The sequence below is a fragment of the Streptomyces violascens genome, from assembly GCF_014649955.1.
GTDB classification, from domain to species: Bacteria; Actinomycetota; Actinomycetes; order Streptomycetales; family Streptomycetaceae; genus Streptomyces; species Streptomyces violascens.
In genome coordinates this window covers 71,368-86,484 of sequence record NZ_BMUA01000012.1, presented here as the reverse complement: position 1 = coordinate 86,484, position 15,117 = coordinate 71,368, and the positions used below count along the sequence as shown (strand labels likewise).

Genomic DNA, 15,117 nt, shown 5'->3' with positions numbered 1-15,117 from the left:
GGCCGCGCTAGGAGATGCCCGCGTCCGCGAGCACCTTCTTGAACGCCTCCTCGTTGAAGATCGCCCGTCCGTCGCCCGCCGGCTTCTTCCCGTCGATCAGGATCACGGGGCTGCTGTTGACGCCCGAGCTCTCGAACGCCCCCTCCGCCGCCTTCACGAAGTCCTTGTACGTGTTCTCTCGTACGGCCTTGTCGAAGGCGGGGCTCCGCAGGCCCGGCACCTTGTCGGCGATCTTCAGGAGGTTGTCGGCGGTGAAGGCGTCGTCCGTCTCCTTCGCCGGCTGGCTCGCGAAGACGGCCGCGTGGAACTCGGGGAACTTGCCCTGCTCGACCGAGGCCCGCATCGCGTTCACGGCCCGCTTCGAGCTGTCCCCGCCGAAGTTGGCGTCGAGGAACGAGGCGATCGTGTAGCGGATCTTGACCTTCTTCTCGGCGGCGAGCTTGGCGACCGCCGCCGCTCCCCCGCCCTCGTAGTGCATGCAGAACGGGCAGCGCGGGTCTTCGTACACCGTCACGGTGTGGGGCGCGTCCGGGTCACCGACGACGATTTCCGCACCCTCGACCTTCGCGGGCAGCTTCGCGAGCGTGGCGGCGTCCGGGGACGTCTTCGCGGTCAGCTCGGCCTGCGAGGACGCGCCTGAGCCGGAGCCCGAGGAACAGGCCGCCGCCGACAGGCCAAGCGCCGTGGCCGCCACCGCCGCGACGGCGGCACGACGGAAACTGCGAACACCCATGAAGATTCAACCTTTCGGCACAAAACAGAGCAAAAATCCTAACCTTCGACACTAAACACCCGACCGCACCGCCCCGGCCGCCAAAGGTCCCGCCCCACGCCGCCATTGGTCCCACGGATTCCGCAACGGCCCTGTCACCTGCGGATTTCGTAGCTGTCCCGGGGCTGTCCGAGAGCCGTCCGAGGGTGGACAGCCCGGTGACCCAGGTGTACGAACATGCCCATGAGCACGATCAACGGCGGAATCTCCTTCTGGTACGCGACTGACGGCATCCCCACGCCCCGCGAGCCGCTGCCCGGCGACGCGACCGCCGACGTGGTGATCGTCGGCGGCGGATACACCGGCCTGTGGACGGCGTACTACCTGAAGAAGGCGGCACCCTTCCTCAACATCACCGTCCTGGAGTCCCGCTTCTGCGGCTACGGCGCCTCCGGCCGCAACGGCGGCTGGCTGTACAACGGCATCGCGGGCCGTGACCGGTACGCGAAGCTGCACGGCAAGGAGAGCGCGGTGCGGCTGCAACAGGCGATGAACGACACGGTGGACGAGGTGGTGCGGGTCGCGGCCGAGGAGGCGATCGACGCGGACATCCACCAGGGCGGCGTACTCGAAGTCGCCTACACACCGGCCCAGTTGGGGCGTCTGAAGGCTTTCCACGCCGCCGAGATCGCCTTCGGCGAGAAGGACCGCGTACTGCTCGGGGCGCGCGAAACCGCGGACCGCGTCCGGGTCAGCGGGGCGGTCGGGTCCACCTGGACTCCGCACGGGGCGCGCATCCACCCGGTGAAGCTGCTCAAGGGGCTCGCGACGGCGGTCGAGGCGCTGGGGGTCACGGTGTACGAGTCGACGCCGGTCACCGAGATCCGGCCCCGGCACGCCGTCACCCCGTACGGAACGGTCCGCGCGCCCTACATCCTGCGCTGCACCGAGGGGTTCACGGCCTCGCTCAAGGGGCAGCGGCGGTCCTGGCTGCCCATGAACTCCTCCATGATCGCGACGGAGCCGCTCGGTCCTGAGGTGTGGGAGGCGATCGGCTGGGCGGGGCGCGAGACGCTGGGGGACATGGCGCATGCGTACATGTACGCGCAGCGCACGGCGGACGACCGCATCGCGCTGGGCGGCCGGGGCGTGCCGTACCGGTTCGGCTCGCGGACGGACAACGACGGCCGCACCCAGGCCTCGACGGTGGAGGCGCTGCGGGAACTGCTCGTGCGCTTCTTCCCCCAACTCGCCGGGGTGCGCGTGAGCCACGCCTGGTCGGGGGTCCTCGGCGTGCCGCGCGACTGGTGCGCCTCGGTCACCCTGGACCGGACGACGGGCCTCGGCTGGGCGGGCGGTTACGTCGGCTCGGGCGTGGCCACGGCGAACCTGGCGGCGCGGACGCTGCGGGATCTGGTGCGCCAGGACTCGGGGCAGGCGGGGGGTACCGCGCTGACGGCTCTGCCGTGGGTGAACCACGAGGTACGACGCTGGGAGCCGGAGCCGTTGCGGTGGGTGGGGGTGCGGGGGATGTACGCGGCGTACCGGGGGGCGGACCGGAGGGAGCTGTCGCGCCACGGTGCTGCGACGGACCGGATCGCGACCCTGGCCGACCGAATAGCGGGCCGCCACTGACCCCACCCCTGGATGTTGTGGCTCTGCGGGGCTGGTGGGGCCCGGCCAGGGTCTGTTTGCGTAGTTCCCCGCGCGCCCCTGAACCCGCCTTCGGCCTGCGGACCGTGGACGGCTGGTCGCGCAGTTCCCCCGCGCCCCTGTAGGGCACCCAGCACTGTCGGCCGCACCCACCGCGGCGGCGCCGCACGATGTCACACCTCCGCGCCCGGGCAGAGCCGACGCTGGCCCGCACTGAGGTATTTCAGCCCGTCATGGGGTCCCCCCCTGGCCCTTGAGGCCTTGGGGGAGTTTGAGGACGAGCGCCCTTCAGGCGCGAACGGGGTCTGGGGCGGAGCCCCAGGAGTCCAGCACAGCCCTCCACACCCCCGGAGGCCACGCGGCGGAGCCGCAGAGTGTCACAGCGGGAAGGGGCGGGGTGGGGGGCAACCCCTCAAGCCACCTCCACCCCGTACTCCCCCACCAACTCCCCCAACCCGCCCCGATAACCCTTCCCACCCGGGACGAAGTCCCAGTCACCCCCCGCCCGGCGCCGGAACGACCCGAGCACCAGGGCCGTCTCGCCCGGCCGGCCGTCCGAGACGGGCAGCCGGTCCAGCTCCCGCCCCGCCGCGTCCCGCAAGCAGACCGCCGCCGAGGTGAACCCGCCCAGATCCCCGGCGGGATTGACCTCCGGGTCCACGGCAGCGACCAGCACCAGCCGGTCCGCCCCCGGCGGCAGCGCGTCGAAGACCACCCGCACCGCCGCCCGGTCACCCCCCACACCCGGCACCATCCGTACCGAACTCCCGGGATTCTCCGGGTTGTTGAAGAACACGAAGTGGTCCTCGGCGAGCACCCGAGACCCCCGGCACACCAGCGCGCACACGTCGAGCGAGACCGCCCCGGTCCACGTCATGCCGAGGATGTTGAAATCCTCGGAAGACGGCTCCGCCGCCGGACGCCCGGCGGGGACGGCCGCCTCCCCGGAAGCAGGCGGCTCGGCCGAGCCGGAACCGAGCCTCCCCCGCAACCCGTGCTGATGCAGCAGATCCACCAGCTCCGCCCCCGACACCAGCGTCAACGGCTTCCCCTCCGCGAAGCCGTACGACCCGGGCCCGAAGCCCGAAGTCGTCACCAGTACACCCTTGTTGGCGCCGGCCCCCTGCACCGTCCCGTACAGATCGCGCACCGCCGTCGGCGGGACGGTGTTGCGGTAGCGCTTGACCTGGACGATGATCCGGCCACCGCTGATCGGGTCCGGATCGAGCGCCTCGACGTCGACGCCGCCGTCGTTGGAACGCTGGGTGGTGAGCGCCTGCATGCCCCGCGCCCGGAACAGCTCGGCGACCAGGCCCTCGAATTCGATGGGGTCCATCGTGAACAGGTCGGGCTCCTCGCCGCCCCCGTGCGACACCACCCCCGTACCGACATCGGCGGGCCGCCGCCCGGGCCGTACGGCGGTGCGCTGGTCCGGGCGCGCGGACAACTGCCCGCGCAGCGCCTCCACCAGACAGTCGACCGCGCTGACCTGCCCGAGGTTCAGCTGCCCGAACGCGGCACGCGGCACGCTCACGGTCGCCAGAAAAATCTCGGCCCGGCGCCCGGTGGCGGGGTCCACGTCATCGACGAATCCGTTCAGGACAACCGACTCGAGGCAACCGTACTCATCGGCCGCGAACACCTCGCGCAGCACGAGCAGCATGCACTGCGCGAGCGCGTCCCGGTACAGCGCCCGCCGCTGGGTGACGGGCCGCGCCGACTCCTTCTCCTGGTCCGAACTGGCCACATAGCGAACGGACTTGACCTCGGGCACCACCTCGACCCCGGGCAGCTCCCAGTCGAGGACGAGCTGCCGGGCACCCCGGTCGAAGGCGGCCGACACCTGCCGGGGGAACCCCTCCGGCCAGGCACCCGACGCGTACAGCGCGGCGGAGAAGTAGTCGACCGCCGCGCCCGGCTCCCCGGCCCGCAGCGCGTCCACGAGCCGGGCCAGCCCCGCATTGTGCGTGCGCACCTCGGCGAGCTGCTCGGCGGCCCACGCGTCGTACTGCGCCCGGTACGCGGTGAGCTGCTGCACGCGGTGAGCCTCGGCGGCCTGCGCGGCCTGCCAGTCGTGCTGATACCTGGCCTGCGCCTCCTGCTGCGCCTGCGCCCGCCGCCCGGCCGTCCAGCCGCCCTGCGCCTGGTACCGCGCCGGATCGGGCATGGCCACGGGCCGAGCGAGCTGCCCCGGCTCGAACGGCGCGACCTCCTCCGCCCGAGTCAGCGACGCGACCCGAAAGGGAGCCGCGCGGCACCCGTCCGCCAACAGCCGGCTCAGGGCGGCGACTTGCTCCTCCAACTCCTGCGTACGCTGCCGGGCGTCCGCGTCCCGCCCCTGCCGGTACGCCGCCTGCTGCTCCCGCTGCATCCGCGCGAGATCACGCTCGTACGCCCGCTGCTGCCGCTGCTGCTGGACCACCGCCCGCTGCTGCGCCTCCCGCTGGCGCTGCTGCTGCCGCTGCGCCTCCGCCCAGACCCCGACCAGCCCACTGGAACGCCGGCTCATCCGCTGACTGCCTCTCTCCCCACACCCCGACCCCCCAAGTGTCCCGGACCTGCCCGAACCCCCGCACGCCGCACCCCATCTGCGGTGGCCGCCGGTGACGACTCACCTGGCGATCGGGGCTACTCCATCGGCCGTTGGCGCACAGCTGGCGCTAAAGACTTCTTCGGCGCGGGCATCTACTGCCCATGGACCGAAGTCGCGCAACACGGGCGCTGACCGATCCGCACCGTGGACGGCCATCGCATCTCCGGCTGTCAGTGCCGCATGGCACTGTGCCGCCATGACGACAACGACAGAGCTCACTCTCTTCGCCGACTACTTTCAGATACACGTATCCGACGCGGATTCGGACGGCGATCTGAGCGACGCATGGACGGACCGGGCCGTTGCCGATCACCTTGCGGTCGCACAGGATGCGCTGGGCATCGGCACGGTGGTCAATGTCAATGTATCCGTCACTGTTGTCCTCCTGCCCGAGGAGCCGAGCGATGACAGCTCGGAATTCGATCACGTCGTCGAGGCCAGCCTCGATGTGTCGTTGGGCCGCATGACGGTTCTCGGCTGCACGGACTACGGCCCCGATGCGGCTACGTTCGAGGTCTCGCCGGGCTGGAACCGCGTCCGGGCGTCCCGGCACAACCTGGCTCGGGCAGCCGAGGCCGACATCGACTCCTCCAAGAGCCCCGAGACCACCGAGAAGATCCGTATCCAGGTGTGGGCGGCCCCGGAATCTCCAGCGACCGTCATCAAGCGGTGGGCTTAGTCCGGCGGAGTCTTTGACGGACCCCCGAAGGGCCCCGGCCATGATCGGCCGGGGCCCTTCGCGCTACGAGCCCCCTGTCGGGTTCGAACCGACGACCCCCGCTTTACAAGAGCGGTGCTCTGGCCAGCTGAGCTAAGGAGGCAACCCGTGAAGTGTAACCAACGCTCGCCCCGGTGCGGCCGGAAATTTTGCGGGGGCTCAGCTGCTGACAGGGGGCGGATCGCCGGGTAGCGTCCTGACCCAGTCCACTCGGGTGGACTAAACCACTTCTCCCTCTACTCGGATCGTCCGGCACGTTCCTGCCGGTGAAGGGACACATCAGTCATGGCCACTGTCACGTTCGACAAGGCGACCCGGATCTACCCGGGCTCCACCAAGCCCGCGGTCGACGGGCTAGAGATCGAGATCGAGGACGGCGAGTTCCTCGTACTCGTCGGCCCCTCCGGCTGCGGAAAGTCCACCTCGCTGCGCATGCTCGCGGGCCTGGAGGACGTCAACGGCGGAGCGATCCGCATCGGCGAGCGTGACGTCACGCACCTGCCGCCCAAGGACCGGGACATCGCGATGGTGTTCCAGAACTACGCGCTGTACCCGCACATGACCGTCGCCGACAACATGGGCTTCGCCCTCAAGATCGCCGGCGTCAACAAGGCGGAGATCCGGAAGAAGGTGGAGGAGGCTGCCAAGATCCTCGACCTCACGGAGTACCTGGACCGCAAGCCGAAGGCGCTCTCCGGCGGTCAGCGCCAGCGCGTCGCCATGGGCCGCGCCATCGTCCGCGAGCCGCAGGTCTTCCTCATGGACGAGCCGCTGTCGAACCTCGACGCCAAGCTCCGCGTCTCCACCCGTACGCAGATCGCCTCGCTCCAGCGCCGGCTCGGCATCACCACCGTGTACGTCACGCACGACCAGGTCGAGGCCATGACGATGGGAGACCGCGTCGCCGTCCTCAAGGACGGTCTGCTCCAGCAGATCGACTCGCCGCGCAACATGTACGACCGCCCGGCCAACCTCTTCGTCGCCGGCTTCATCGGCTCGCCCGCCATGAACCTGGTCGAGGTACCGATCACGGACGGCGGTGTGAAGTTCGGCAACAGTGTGGTTCCGGTCAGCCGCGAGGCGCTGTCCGCCGCCGCCGACAAGGGCGACCGCACGGTCACCGTCGGCGTCCGCCCCGAGCACTTCGACATCGTCGAGCAGAACGGCGGCGCCGCGAAGACCCTCACCAAGGAGTCCGCGGACGCCCCGGCCGGTCTCGCCGTCACCGTCAACGTCGTCGAGGAGCTCGGCGCCGACGGTTATGTGTACGGTTCCGCCGAGGTCGGCGGCGAAGTGAAGGACCTCGTGGTCCGCGTGAACGGCCGCGCCGTCCCGGACAAGGGCACGCAGCTGCACGTCGTCCCGCGTCCGGGTGAGACCCACGTCTTCTCCACTTCTACGGGCGAGCGCCTCACCGACTGAGTACGCTACGAAGGCCCCACCAGGGGGTCTACGATTTCGGCGGCCCCGCATGCGAGTGCGGGGCCGCGGCCCGTTGTCGACAAATACCCCGGCACACCGGCCATTTCGAATCCCGTTCGTCAACGCATAATTCGAAAAGCGGCGTCGAACCATCCCCCGACAGGGTGACTAAATGTCGCCAAATCATCACCCCCCGCTACGCTCGCCTCCGTGACGCACACAGCCCGCCGAATCGGCCGAACTCTCGCCCTTGTCCTGCCCGTCGTCCTCGTGCTCTCCGGGACACTCGCGGTCACCCGGGTGAACTGGGCCGGCAACGAATCGCAGATCCTGACCGCCTCTTCCGAGAACGTCTCCGTACGCGCCAAGTCCCGTGCGCCGCAGGACGTCCTGCGCGACGCACTCCTGACCGAGCTCCAGGAGAAGGACCCCGGCACCGCGCTGACCCACCTCCAGCGCGAGGTGGAGCACCGCCCCTCGCTCGCCCAGCACTGCATGTCGATCGCCCGCGCGCTCGGCAGGGCCGCCGTCGAGCACTACGGCCCCGTGAAGGCCCAGTCGTACTCCCGCCCCGTCTGCGACACCTCCTTCGCCTCCGGCGTGGCCCAGGAGCGGTGACGCCCCGCTGCGGGGACGCCTATCGTTCACCGCATGACTGCGAGCACAACTGCGACGTTTCCGACGCAGGCCGTGGTCCTGGCGGGCGGCCAGGGCTCACGACTTCGTCCGTACACCGACGACCGCCCCAAGCCGATGGTCGAGATCCCGGGCACCGGGATCCCGATCATCGGCCATCAGCTCGCCTGGCTGGCCGCCGAGGGCGTCACTGACGCCGTCGTATCCTGCGGCCACCTCGCCGACGTCCTGAAGGACTGGCTGGCGAAGGCCGATCTTCCGCTGCGTGTCACCACGGTCGTCGAGGACGAGCCGCTGGGCCGGGGCGGCGGCCTCAAGTACGCGGCGGCCTCGCTGCCACACCCCGACCAGCCCTGGTACGCCACCAACGGCGACATCTGGACGCGCTTCTCGCTCCGCGAGATGGCCTCCTTCCACGGCGAGCGCGATGCGACCGCCACGCTGGCCCTGGCCCGCCCCCGCATCCCGTGGGGCGCCGTCGAGACCGACGCCTTCGGCCACATCACCGACTTCATCGAGTCGCCGCCCTCGCCGTACCTCATCAACGCGGGCGTGTACGTCTTCTCCGCGGCCTTCACCGCGATGCTGCCGGACATCGGCGACCACGAGCGCACCACGTTTCCCCGGCTCGCCCGGGAGCGCCGCCTGGCCGGGTTCCCGCTGCCCCACGGGGCGTACTGGCGGGCCATCGACACGGCGAAGGACCTCACGGAGGCGGCCAAGGAGCTTGCGACTCGACGGAGTTGAGGCTCGGCGCACTGCACGCCGAAGGGGGGCCGGATCTTTCCGGCCCCCCTTCGTCTGCCGATTCGGCCCTAGCCCAGCAACCCCCCAATGGGGTTGTGGTTGCCGCCCCTTGAGCCCGTGGTGCCCGTGCTGCCCGACGACGTCGGGCCCGCACTCGTGGACGGGGGCGCCTGCGGGGTGGTGCGGTGACGGGACGAGGGCTGGCCTCCGGTGCCGGCGGAGTGGCTCGGCGAGCCGGTGGTGCCCGCCGTGACGGTCTGGTGGGCCTTCGGCTTCTTGGACGGCTTCGCCGACGGGCTCGCCGAAGTAGTGGCCTTGGCCGACGGCTTGGCGCTCCTGGAGGGCGTACGGGGCGCGAGCGCGGGACCGGTCTCGCTCGGCAGCGGGGTGCCGGGCAGGTAGTTGGTCGGGTCGTCGTCGGGGCCCGGCACGGTCACCACGGTGGTGGAGCGGACCGCGCCGCCGAGCAGCGCGCCGGTCATCAGCGTGAGGCCGACCACGACGGTCGTCATGACCAGGCCGCGCCGCAGCACCCGCCGCCGCAGCTCCCACAGTTCGGAGCGCGGCCCGAGCTTGCGCCAGGCCTCGCCCGCGAGCCGGGCATCGAGGGAGTACACGGGGGCGCCCGCGATGATCAGCGGGGACCAGGCGGCGAGGTAGATGATGTCGGGCGCGTCGTAGGCGCGTACGGTCTGCCAGCTCACCGTCACCAGGAGGGCCGCCGACAGCATCGCGCCGAACACGGCCGCCACCCGCTGCCACAGGCCGAGCATCGTCAGTACGCCGACGACGACCTGGAGGAAGGCGACGGTCAGGCCCGCCCCCACGGGGTGCTGGAGTGCGAAGTCGCGCAGGGGCTCGGCGAGCGCCCAAGGGTGCAGCGAATTCAGCCACTTGACCATCGAGCCGCGTTCGCCGCCGTCGAAGTACACGGGGTCGCACAGCTTGCCCATGCCTGCGTACACGGAGATGAAACCGAGGAAGACGCGCAGCGGGAGCAGCACGACGCCGAGGTTCATCCGGCGGCCCGGGTAATAGGCGTGCCGGACCGGTTCGGCACCGCGCCGCTTGCCGGCCGAGCTGTCGTCCCCGTCGCGGTCGAGCTCGTCGAAATCCTCGAACTCACCGTGAGCGTACGGCTGTTGCTGACTGTAGGGAGTGCGCATCTGCGGAAGCAGTGCGGTCTCGGGGCCGGCGCCGGGTCTGGGGATCAGCGGCTTCGGCATCGCGTCGTCGACGGTGATGCGCGGGATGACCTGCGTCGAGCCGGAGTCGTAGCGCTCGCCCGCGCCGCCGGCGACGGCGACGGAGGTGGCGCGGACCGCCTGCAGCAGTCCGCTCGCCCCCGGCGCCGACTTCCCGCTCCACACCACGGGCGCCCTGCGGCGCACCGCGGTGCTCGAAAGGAGGGGCTTCGGCAGCGACTTGGGTGCAAGCTGCACCCGGAAGCTCGCGTGGTTGACGATGACCTGCGCGGGGTCGCAGTCCACCTTGACCATGCTCAGGGCAGGCTGGTCGTCGAGCCCGGGCCGGGGCGTTCTGGTGTCCACACTCATCTAACCGAGTGATGGGGGTTTAGGACACTGCTTGACGGGCCCGAATCTGTCCGAGACCCGTCAAGATCACCCAGGTCAGGCGCGTCGGCGGGCCGCCTCGTAGAGCACGATGCCCGCCGCCACACCGGCGTTGAGGGACTCGGCGCCGCCCGGCATCGAGATCCGCACGCGGTAGTCGCAGGTCTCGCCGACGAGCCGGCCAAGTCCCTTGCCCTCGCTGCCGATCACGATGACGACGGGGCCGCCGATCTGCTCCAGGTCCTCGACCGTGTGCTCGCCGTCGGCGGCCAGGCCGACGATCGTGAGGCCTTCCTTCTTGTACGCCTCAAGGGCGCGCGTCAGGTTGGTGACGCGGGAGACCGGGGTGCGCGCCGCGGTGCCCGCCGACGACTTCCAGGCGCCCGCCGTCATGCCGGCCGCGCGCCGCTCGGGCACGACCACGCCGTGGCCGCCGAAGGCGGAGGTGGAGCGGACGATGGCGCCGAGGTTGCGCGGGTCGGTCACGCCGTCGAGGGCGACGATCAGCGGGTCCTCGCCGTTGTCGTACGCGAGCGCGGTGAGGTCCTGCGGATCCGCGTACTCGTAGGGCGGGACCTGGAGGACGAGGCCCTGGTGGTTGAGGCCGTTCGTCATCCGGTCGAGCTCGGCGCGCGGGGCCTCCATCAGGTTGATGTTGCCGCGCTCGCCGGCGAGCTGGAGGGCCTCGCGGACGCGCTCGTCGTTGTCGATGTACTGCTGGACATAGAGCGTGGTCGCCGGAACGCCGTCGCGCAGCGCCTCGAAGACGGGGTTGCGGCCCACGACCATCTCGGACGTGCCCTTGGCGCCGCCGCGCCGGGGAGCCGGGCGGCGGGTCGCCGCCTGCTTGGCCTTGGCGGTCGCGATGCGGTTCTTCTTGTGCTTCTTGCGGTCCTCGGCCTTGGGCGTGGGGCCCTTGCCCTCCAGTCCCCTGCGCCGCTGGCCACCGCTGCCGACCGTAGCGCCCTTCTTGTTGGACGTGCGGCGGTTCCTGCGCTGGCTGTTCCCGGCCATGACCTACCTGTTTCCTCAGTGAATCGGCGATCCACATGCGGATGCAGATCGTGTACGTACGTATATGAAGTGTGCCGCCCGATCGCCCGGGCGGCACATCGCGCATGGGCTCAGCGTGCGCCGAGCGTCCAGCGGGGGCCGCTGGGGCCGTCCTCGATGACGAGTCCGGACTGGGTGAGCTGGTCGCGGATCGCGTCCGCGGTCGCCCAGTCCTTGCGGGAGCGGGCGGCCTCGCGCTGTTCCAGGACCAGGCGCACCAGGGTGTCGACGGCGCCGTGGAGGTCCTCGCCGCGGTCGCCCTCGCCGGCCCAGTGCTCGTCCAGCGGGTCCAGGCCGAGCACGCCGAGCATGGCGCGGACCTCGGCCAGGCGGGCGGTGGCGGCTTCCTTGTCGTCTGCGGCAAGTGCGCTGTTGCCCTGCCTCACCGTGGTGTGGACGATCGCGAGGGCCTGCGGCACGCCCAGGTCGTCGTCCATGGCCTCGGCGAACGCCGGCGGCACCTGGGCGGCGGGCTCGACGACGCCCCCGGCCTTCTCCACCACGCGCTGGATGAAGCCCTCGATCCGCGCGAACGCCGACTCGGCCTCGCGCAGCGCCTCCTCGCTGTACTCGATCATCGACCGGTAGTGCGGGGTGCCCAGGTAGTAGCGCAGCACGATCGGGCGCCACTGCTTGACCATCTCTGAGACCAGGACCGAGTTGCCGAGCGACTTCGACATCTTCTCGCCGGACATCGTCACCCAGGCGTTGTGCACCCAGTAGGCGGCGAAGTCGTCACCGAAGGCCTTGGCCTGCGCGATCTCGTTCTCGTGGTGCGGGAAGATCAGGTCGAGGCCGCCGCCGTGGATGTCGAAGGCGCTGCCCAGGTACTTGTGGGCCATCGCCGAGCACTCCAGGTGCCAGCCGGGACGGCCGCGTCCCCACGGCGTCTCCCAGTCGGGCTCGCCCGGCTTGGTCGCCTTCCACATCGCGAAGTCCCGCGCATCCCGCTTGCCCGACACACCCTCGTCGGGCTGGCGCAGGTCGTCGATGTCCTGGTTGGACAGCTGGAGGTACTCCGGGAAGGAGCGCACGTCGAAGTAGACGCTGCCGTCGGCCTCGTACGCGTGGCCGCGCTCGATCAGGCCGCGCATCATCTCGACCATCTCGGTGACGTGGCCGGTGGCGCGCGGCTCGTAGGTGGGCGGCAGGCAGCCGAGCGCGGTGTAGCCGTCGTTGAACGCGCGCTCGTTCTCGTACCCGATCGACCACCACGGGCGGCCCTGCTCGCCCGACTTCCTGATGATCTTGTCGTCGATGTCGGTGACGTTGCGGATGAACGTGACGTCGTAGCCGCGGTACTCGAACCAGCGGCGCATGATGTCGAAGTTCAGCCCCGACCGGATGTGTCCGATGTGCGGGGCCGCCTGAACCGTGGCACCACACAGGTAGATCGAGACACAGCCCTGCGAGAGCGGGACGAAATCACGAATCTGCCGGGCGCTGGTGTCGTACAGGCGAATGGTCACCCCACAAGGGTAGTGGCCCAATACCAGTGCCCCGCGACCCTTGTGGGCCTCGGGGCACACAATTTGGCGACTGTTGGGTCTCGGCCCCGCCCGACGATCTTCTGCGGGGTGATCGACCGGTCTCCCGCGGGGTGATCGACTTCTTACCGCGCCCGGTACACCAGCGCCGTGGCGATCGCCGCGAGCCCCTCGGCCCGGCCGGTCAGACCGAGCCCGTCCGTGGTGGTGCCGGACACCGAGACGGGCGCCCCCGCGGCGGCCGCGAGCGCCTTCTGGGCCTCTTCGCGCCGCTTGCCGATCTTCGGGCGTACGCCGATGACCTGCACCGCGATGTTGCCGATCTCGTACCCCTCGGCGCGCACGATCCGGGCGGCCTCGGCGAGCAGGGTCACGCCCGCGGCGCCGGACCACTCGGGGCGGTCGGTGCCGAAGTGCGCGCCGAGGTCACCGACGCCGGCCGCCGAGAAGAGCGCGTCGCACGCGGCGTGGGCGGCGACATCGCCGTCGGAGTGCCCGGCGAGGCCGTACTCGGCGTCTTCGGGGCCGTCCCACAGCAGCCCGGCGCACCACAGCTCGCGCCCGCGCTCGAAGGCGTGGACGTCGGTGCCGATCCCGACCAGGGGAATGACAGGTGCCTCAGAAGCCATCGTTGGCCCTCCGTCGTGCGAGTACGGCCTCGGCGAGTACGAGGTCGAGCGGCCGGGTCACCTTGAACGCCTCTTCGTGGCCGGGCACCACGACGACGGGCAGGCCGAGCTGCTCGATCATGCCGGCGTCGTCCGTGACGTTCTCGGTGACGCTCTCGTGGGCGCGTACGAGCGTGTCGTGGTCGAAGCCCTGCGGTGTCTGCACCGCGCGGAGCCGGGCGCGCTCGGGGGTGGCGACGACGGGCTCGGGCGAGCCGTCGGCGCGCGGCTCGACCTGCTTGACGGTGTCGGCGAGCGGGAGCGCGGGCACGACGGCGGGCGCTCCCTCGCGTACCGCCTCGATGACCGCGTCGACGGTGTCGACGGGAACGAGCGGGCGGGCCGCGTCATGGACGAGTACGACGTCGAAGCCGGGCGGCAGCGCGTCGAGGCCGAGCTTCACCGACTCCTGGCGGCTCTCGCCGCCGGGCACCACGAGGAAGTCGGTGCGGTCGGGCAGAGCGTGCTCGGCCAGGAGGTGCTTCACCTCGGTGGCGCCGTCGGGCGGGGCCACCACGACGACGAGCGAGACGGCGCGGGAGGCGGCCATCGCCCGGACGGCGTGGATGAGCATGGGGGTGCCGTTCAGCGCGCGGAGCGCCTTGGGGGCGCCCGGGCCGAGCCGCACGCCGCGTCCGGCCGCTGGAATCACCGCGGCGGTGCGGAAAGGGCGCGATTCGTCTGACAAGGTTTGTGTCCTCAAACGACATGGGTATGGCCTGGGGGTACCCCCTGCTCCTGGAGCATGGGGAGTGCCGGGCGCGACGCCCTGACCGGCCCTTCCGTGACGACCGGTCAGGCAGGCCGCCCGGGCCCGGCACACAGAGTGCGGGCGCTGGCGGCGAGGGGATACGAACATGCCGCAGCGCCCGGCGACACAGCAATTTTCACTGCTGGTCAGCGGGCACCGCGGCAATGCCGGGCATTCCGGGGGCGAGCCCCGGAATTGACGGCGTCAGGACGCGAGGACCTCGTCGAGAAGAGCCTCGGCCTTGTCTTCGTTGGTGTTCTCCGCGAGGGCCAGCTCGCTCACCAGGATCTGGCGCGCCTTGGCGAGCATGCGCTTCTCACCTGCGGACAGTCCGCGCTCGCGCTCACGACGCCACAGGTCACGTACCACTTCGGCGACCTTGATGACATCGCCGGAGGCGAGCTTCTCGAGATTTGCCTTGTAGCGACGGGACCAGTTCGTGGGCTCCTCCGCGTACGGCGCGCGTAGCACCTCGAAGACCCGGTCCAGCCCGTCCTGACCAACTACATCGCGAACGCCGACGAACTCCGCATTGTCCGCGGGCACGCGCACAGTCAGGTCGCCCTGGGCGACCTTGAGCACCAAGTAGGTCTTGTCCACGCCTTTGATCTGGCGAGTTTCGATGGCCTCGATCAGCGCGGCCCCGTGATGGGGATAGACCACGGTGTCGCCAACCTTGAACGTCATGTGACAGGTACCCCTTCCGTGGCTATCCAGGGTAACACGGATACGGCTTCTTCTGAATGGCGTTTTCGCAGGTCAGGGCATATCTCGGGGCTTGACAACAGCAACAGGAACGTGCTGCGGAGGGCTTCCGGAAGGCGGTATTCGCAGGTCGGAGCAGCTGCGAAGGGGCTGCGAAACGCGTACGTTACGCGCCCCCGATCGGCACCCGTGGAGGCCGAACGTCCCGGTTTGCCGGATTCCGGACGGTGAACTTCATCTACTCCGTTCGGCGCTCGTTCACCCGTTCGGCCGTGCGGGATTCTTTCCGGAATTGATCAACGAACGGCCCGGTCGGACCACTCCCGGGGATTTTCGGTAAGGAATGTGTGGCGGCCCGGGAAATTGATCACCCGGCATATGTGAACGGCGTACGAAAG

At 70.4% G+C, this 15,117-nt stretch carries 13 protein-coding genes and 1 tRNA gene; 5 read left to right on the top strand and 9 right to left on the bottom strand.

What is annotated here, in order from left to right; translation table 11 throughout:
* Positions 1-7 precede the first annotated feature (7 nt).
* Positions 8-733, bottom strand: a complete 726-nt coding sequence (locus tag IE206_RS23295) for a DsbA family protein (RefSeq protein ID WP_189965092.1) — start codon at positions 731-733, stop codon at positions 8-10.
* Between the two features lie 222 nt (positions 734-955).
* Here IE206_RS23295 and IE206_RS23290 point away from each other — a divergent pair, with 222 nt between their 5' ends.
* The gene (locus tag IE206_RS23290) at positions 956-2,347 is read left to right on the top strand and encodes an NAD(P)/FAD-dependent oxidoreductase (protein WP_189965090.1); all 1,392 of its coding nucleotides are present in this window, start codon (positions 956-958) and stop codon (positions 2,345-2,347) included.
* A gap of 430 nt (positions 2,348-2,777) precedes the next feature.
* Here the strand turns inward: IE206_RS23290 and IE206_RS23285 are convergent, their stop codons facing one another.
* Positions 2,778-4,874 (bottom strand): restriction endonuclease, encoded by a 2,097-nt coding sequence (locus IE206_RS23285; RefSeq protein WP_189965088.1) that lies wholly within the window; start codon positions 4,872-4,874, stop codon positions 2,778-2,780.
* A 280-nt stretch (positions 4,875-5,154) separates the two neighbouring features.
* Between IE206_RS23285 and IE206_RS23280 the strand changes: the two genes are divergently transcribed.
* Positions 5,155-5,637, top strand: a complete 483-nt coding sequence (locus tag IE206_RS23280; protein ID WP_189965086.1) for a hypothetical protein — start codon at positions 5,155-5,157, stop codon at positions 5,635-5,637.
* A gap of 68 nt (positions 5,638-5,705) precedes the next feature.
* Here the strand turns inward: IE206_RS23280 and IE206_RS23275 are convergent.
* Positions 5,706-5,779 (bottom strand) — tRNA-Thr (locus IE206_RS23275).
* Positions 5,780-5,961: 182 nt separating this feature from the next.
* Between IE206_RS23275 and IE206_RS23270 the strand changes: the two genes are divergently transcribed.
* From IE206_RS23270 to IE206_RS23260, 3 genes are all read left to right on the top strand, one after another.
* Positions 5,962-7,098 carry an ABC transporter ATP-binding protein gene (locus IE206_RS23270; RefSeq protein WP_189965084.1) on the top strand — a complete coding sequence of 379 codons (1,137 nt, stop codon included), beginning with the start codon at positions 5,962-5,964 and terminating at the stop codon, positions 7,096-7,098.
* 210 nt (positions 7,099-7,308) lie between these two features.
* Positions 7,309-7,716 carry a hypothetical protein gene (locus IE206_RS23265; protein ID WP_053728175.1) on the top strand — a complete coding sequence of 136 codons (408 nt, stop codon included), beginning with the start codon at positions 7,309-7,311 and terminating at the stop codon, positions 7,714-7,716.
* A 33-nt stretch (positions 7,717-7,749) separates the two neighbouring features.
* A complete protein-coding gene (locus IE206_RS23260) occupies positions 7,750-8,481 on the top strand; it encodes a nucleotidyltransferase family protein (protein ID WP_189965082.1) in 732 nt (243 codons plus the stop codon).
* A gap of 68 nt (positions 8,482-8,549) precedes the next feature.
* Here IE206_RS23260 and IE206_RS23255 read toward each other — a convergent pair whose 3' ends face one another.
* The 6 genes from IE206_RS23255 to IE206_RS23230 form a co-directional block, all read right to left on the bottom strand.
* Positions 8,550-10,037, bottom strand: a complete 1,488-nt coding sequence (locus IE206_RS23255) for a DoxX family protein (RefSeq protein WP_189965080.1) — start codon at positions 10,035-10,037, stop codon at positions 8,550-8,552.
* Positions 10,038-10,112: 75 nt separating this feature from the next.
* Entirely contained in the window at positions 10,113-11,069 is a 957-nt protein-coding gene (gene rlmB / locus IE206_RS23250) for a 23S rRNA (guanosine(2251)-2'-O)-methyltransferase RlmB (protein ID WP_189965078.1), read from the bottom strand.
* Positions 11,070-11,179: 110 nt separating this feature from the next.
* Positions 11,180-12,577, bottom strand: a complete 1,398-nt coding sequence (gene cysS, locus IE206_RS23245) for a cysteine--tRNA ligase (RefSeq protein WP_189965076.1) — start codon at positions 12,575-12,577, stop codon at positions 11,180-11,182.
* A gap of 143 nt (positions 12,578-12,720) precedes the next feature.
* Positions 12,721-13,224, bottom strand: coding sequence for a 2-C-methyl-D-erythritol 2,4-cyclodiphosphate synthase (gene ispF / locus IE206_RS23240; RefSeq protein WP_189965074.1), 504 nt, complete (start codon positions 13,222-13,224; stop codon positions 12,721-12,723).
* Positions 13,214-13,951, bottom strand: a complete 738-nt coding sequence (ispD, locus tag IE206_RS23235) for a 2-C-methyl-D-erythritol 4-phosphate cytidylyltransferase (protein WP_189965072.1) — start codon at positions 13,949-13,951, stop codon at positions 13,214-13,216. The genes ispF and ispD overlap by 11 nt, the downstream gene beginning before the upstream one ends.
* A gap of 267 nt (positions 13,952-14,218) precedes the next feature.
* On the bottom strand, positions 14,219-14,701 hold the full coding sequence (locus tag IE206_RS23230) for a CarD family transcriptional regulator (protein ID WP_003953493.1): 483 nt from the start codon (positions 14,699-14,701) through the stop codon (positions 14,219-14,221).
* Positions 14,702-15,117: the final 416 nt, after the last annotated feature.

What these genes read in the sequence shown, in the direction of transcription:
- IE206_RS23280 (WP_189965086.1), top strand. Translation starts at nt 5,155, where the DNA reads ATGACGACAACGACAGAGCTCACTCTCTTCGCCGACTACTTTCAGATA.
- IE206_RS23270 (WP_189965084.1), top strand. Translation starts at nt 5,962, where the DNA reads ATGGCCACTGTCACGTTCGACAAGGCGACCCGGATCTACCCGGGCTCC.
- IE206_RS23290 (WP_189965090.1), top strand. Translation starts at nt 956, where the DNA reads ATGAGCACGATCAACGGCGGAATCTCCTTCTGGTACGCGACTGACGGC.
- IE206_RS23260 (WP_189965082.1), top strand. Translation starts at nt 7,750, where the DNA reads ATGACTGCGAGCACAACTGCGACGTTTCCGACGCAGGCCGTGGTCCTG.
- IE206_RS23285 (WP_189965088.1), bottom strand. Translation starts at nt 4,874, where the DNA reads ATGAGCCGGCGTTCCAGTGGGCTGGTCGGGGTCTGGGCGGAGGCGCAG.
- IE206_RS23255 (WP_189965080.1), bottom strand. Translation starts at nt 10,037, where the DNA reads ATGAGTGTGGACACCAGAACGCCCCGGCCCGGGCTCGACGACCAGCCT.
- ispF (WP_189965074.1), bottom strand. Translation starts at nt 13,224, where the DNA reads ATGGCTTCTGAGGCACCTGTCATTCCCCTGGTCGGGATCGGCACCGAC.
- IE206_RS23295 (WP_189965092.1), bottom strand. Translation starts at nt 733, where the DNA reads ATGGGTGTTCGCAGTTTCCGTCGTGCCGCCGTCGCGGCGGTGGCGGCC.
- rlmB (WP_189965078.1), bottom strand. Translation starts at nt 11,069, where the DNA reads ATGGCCGGGAACAGCCAGCGCAGGAACCGCCGCACGTCCAACAAGAAG.
- IE206_RS23230 (WP_003953493.1), bottom strand. Translation starts at nt 14,701, where the DNA reads ATGACGTTCAAGGTTGGCGACACCGTGGTCTATCCCCATCACGGGGCC.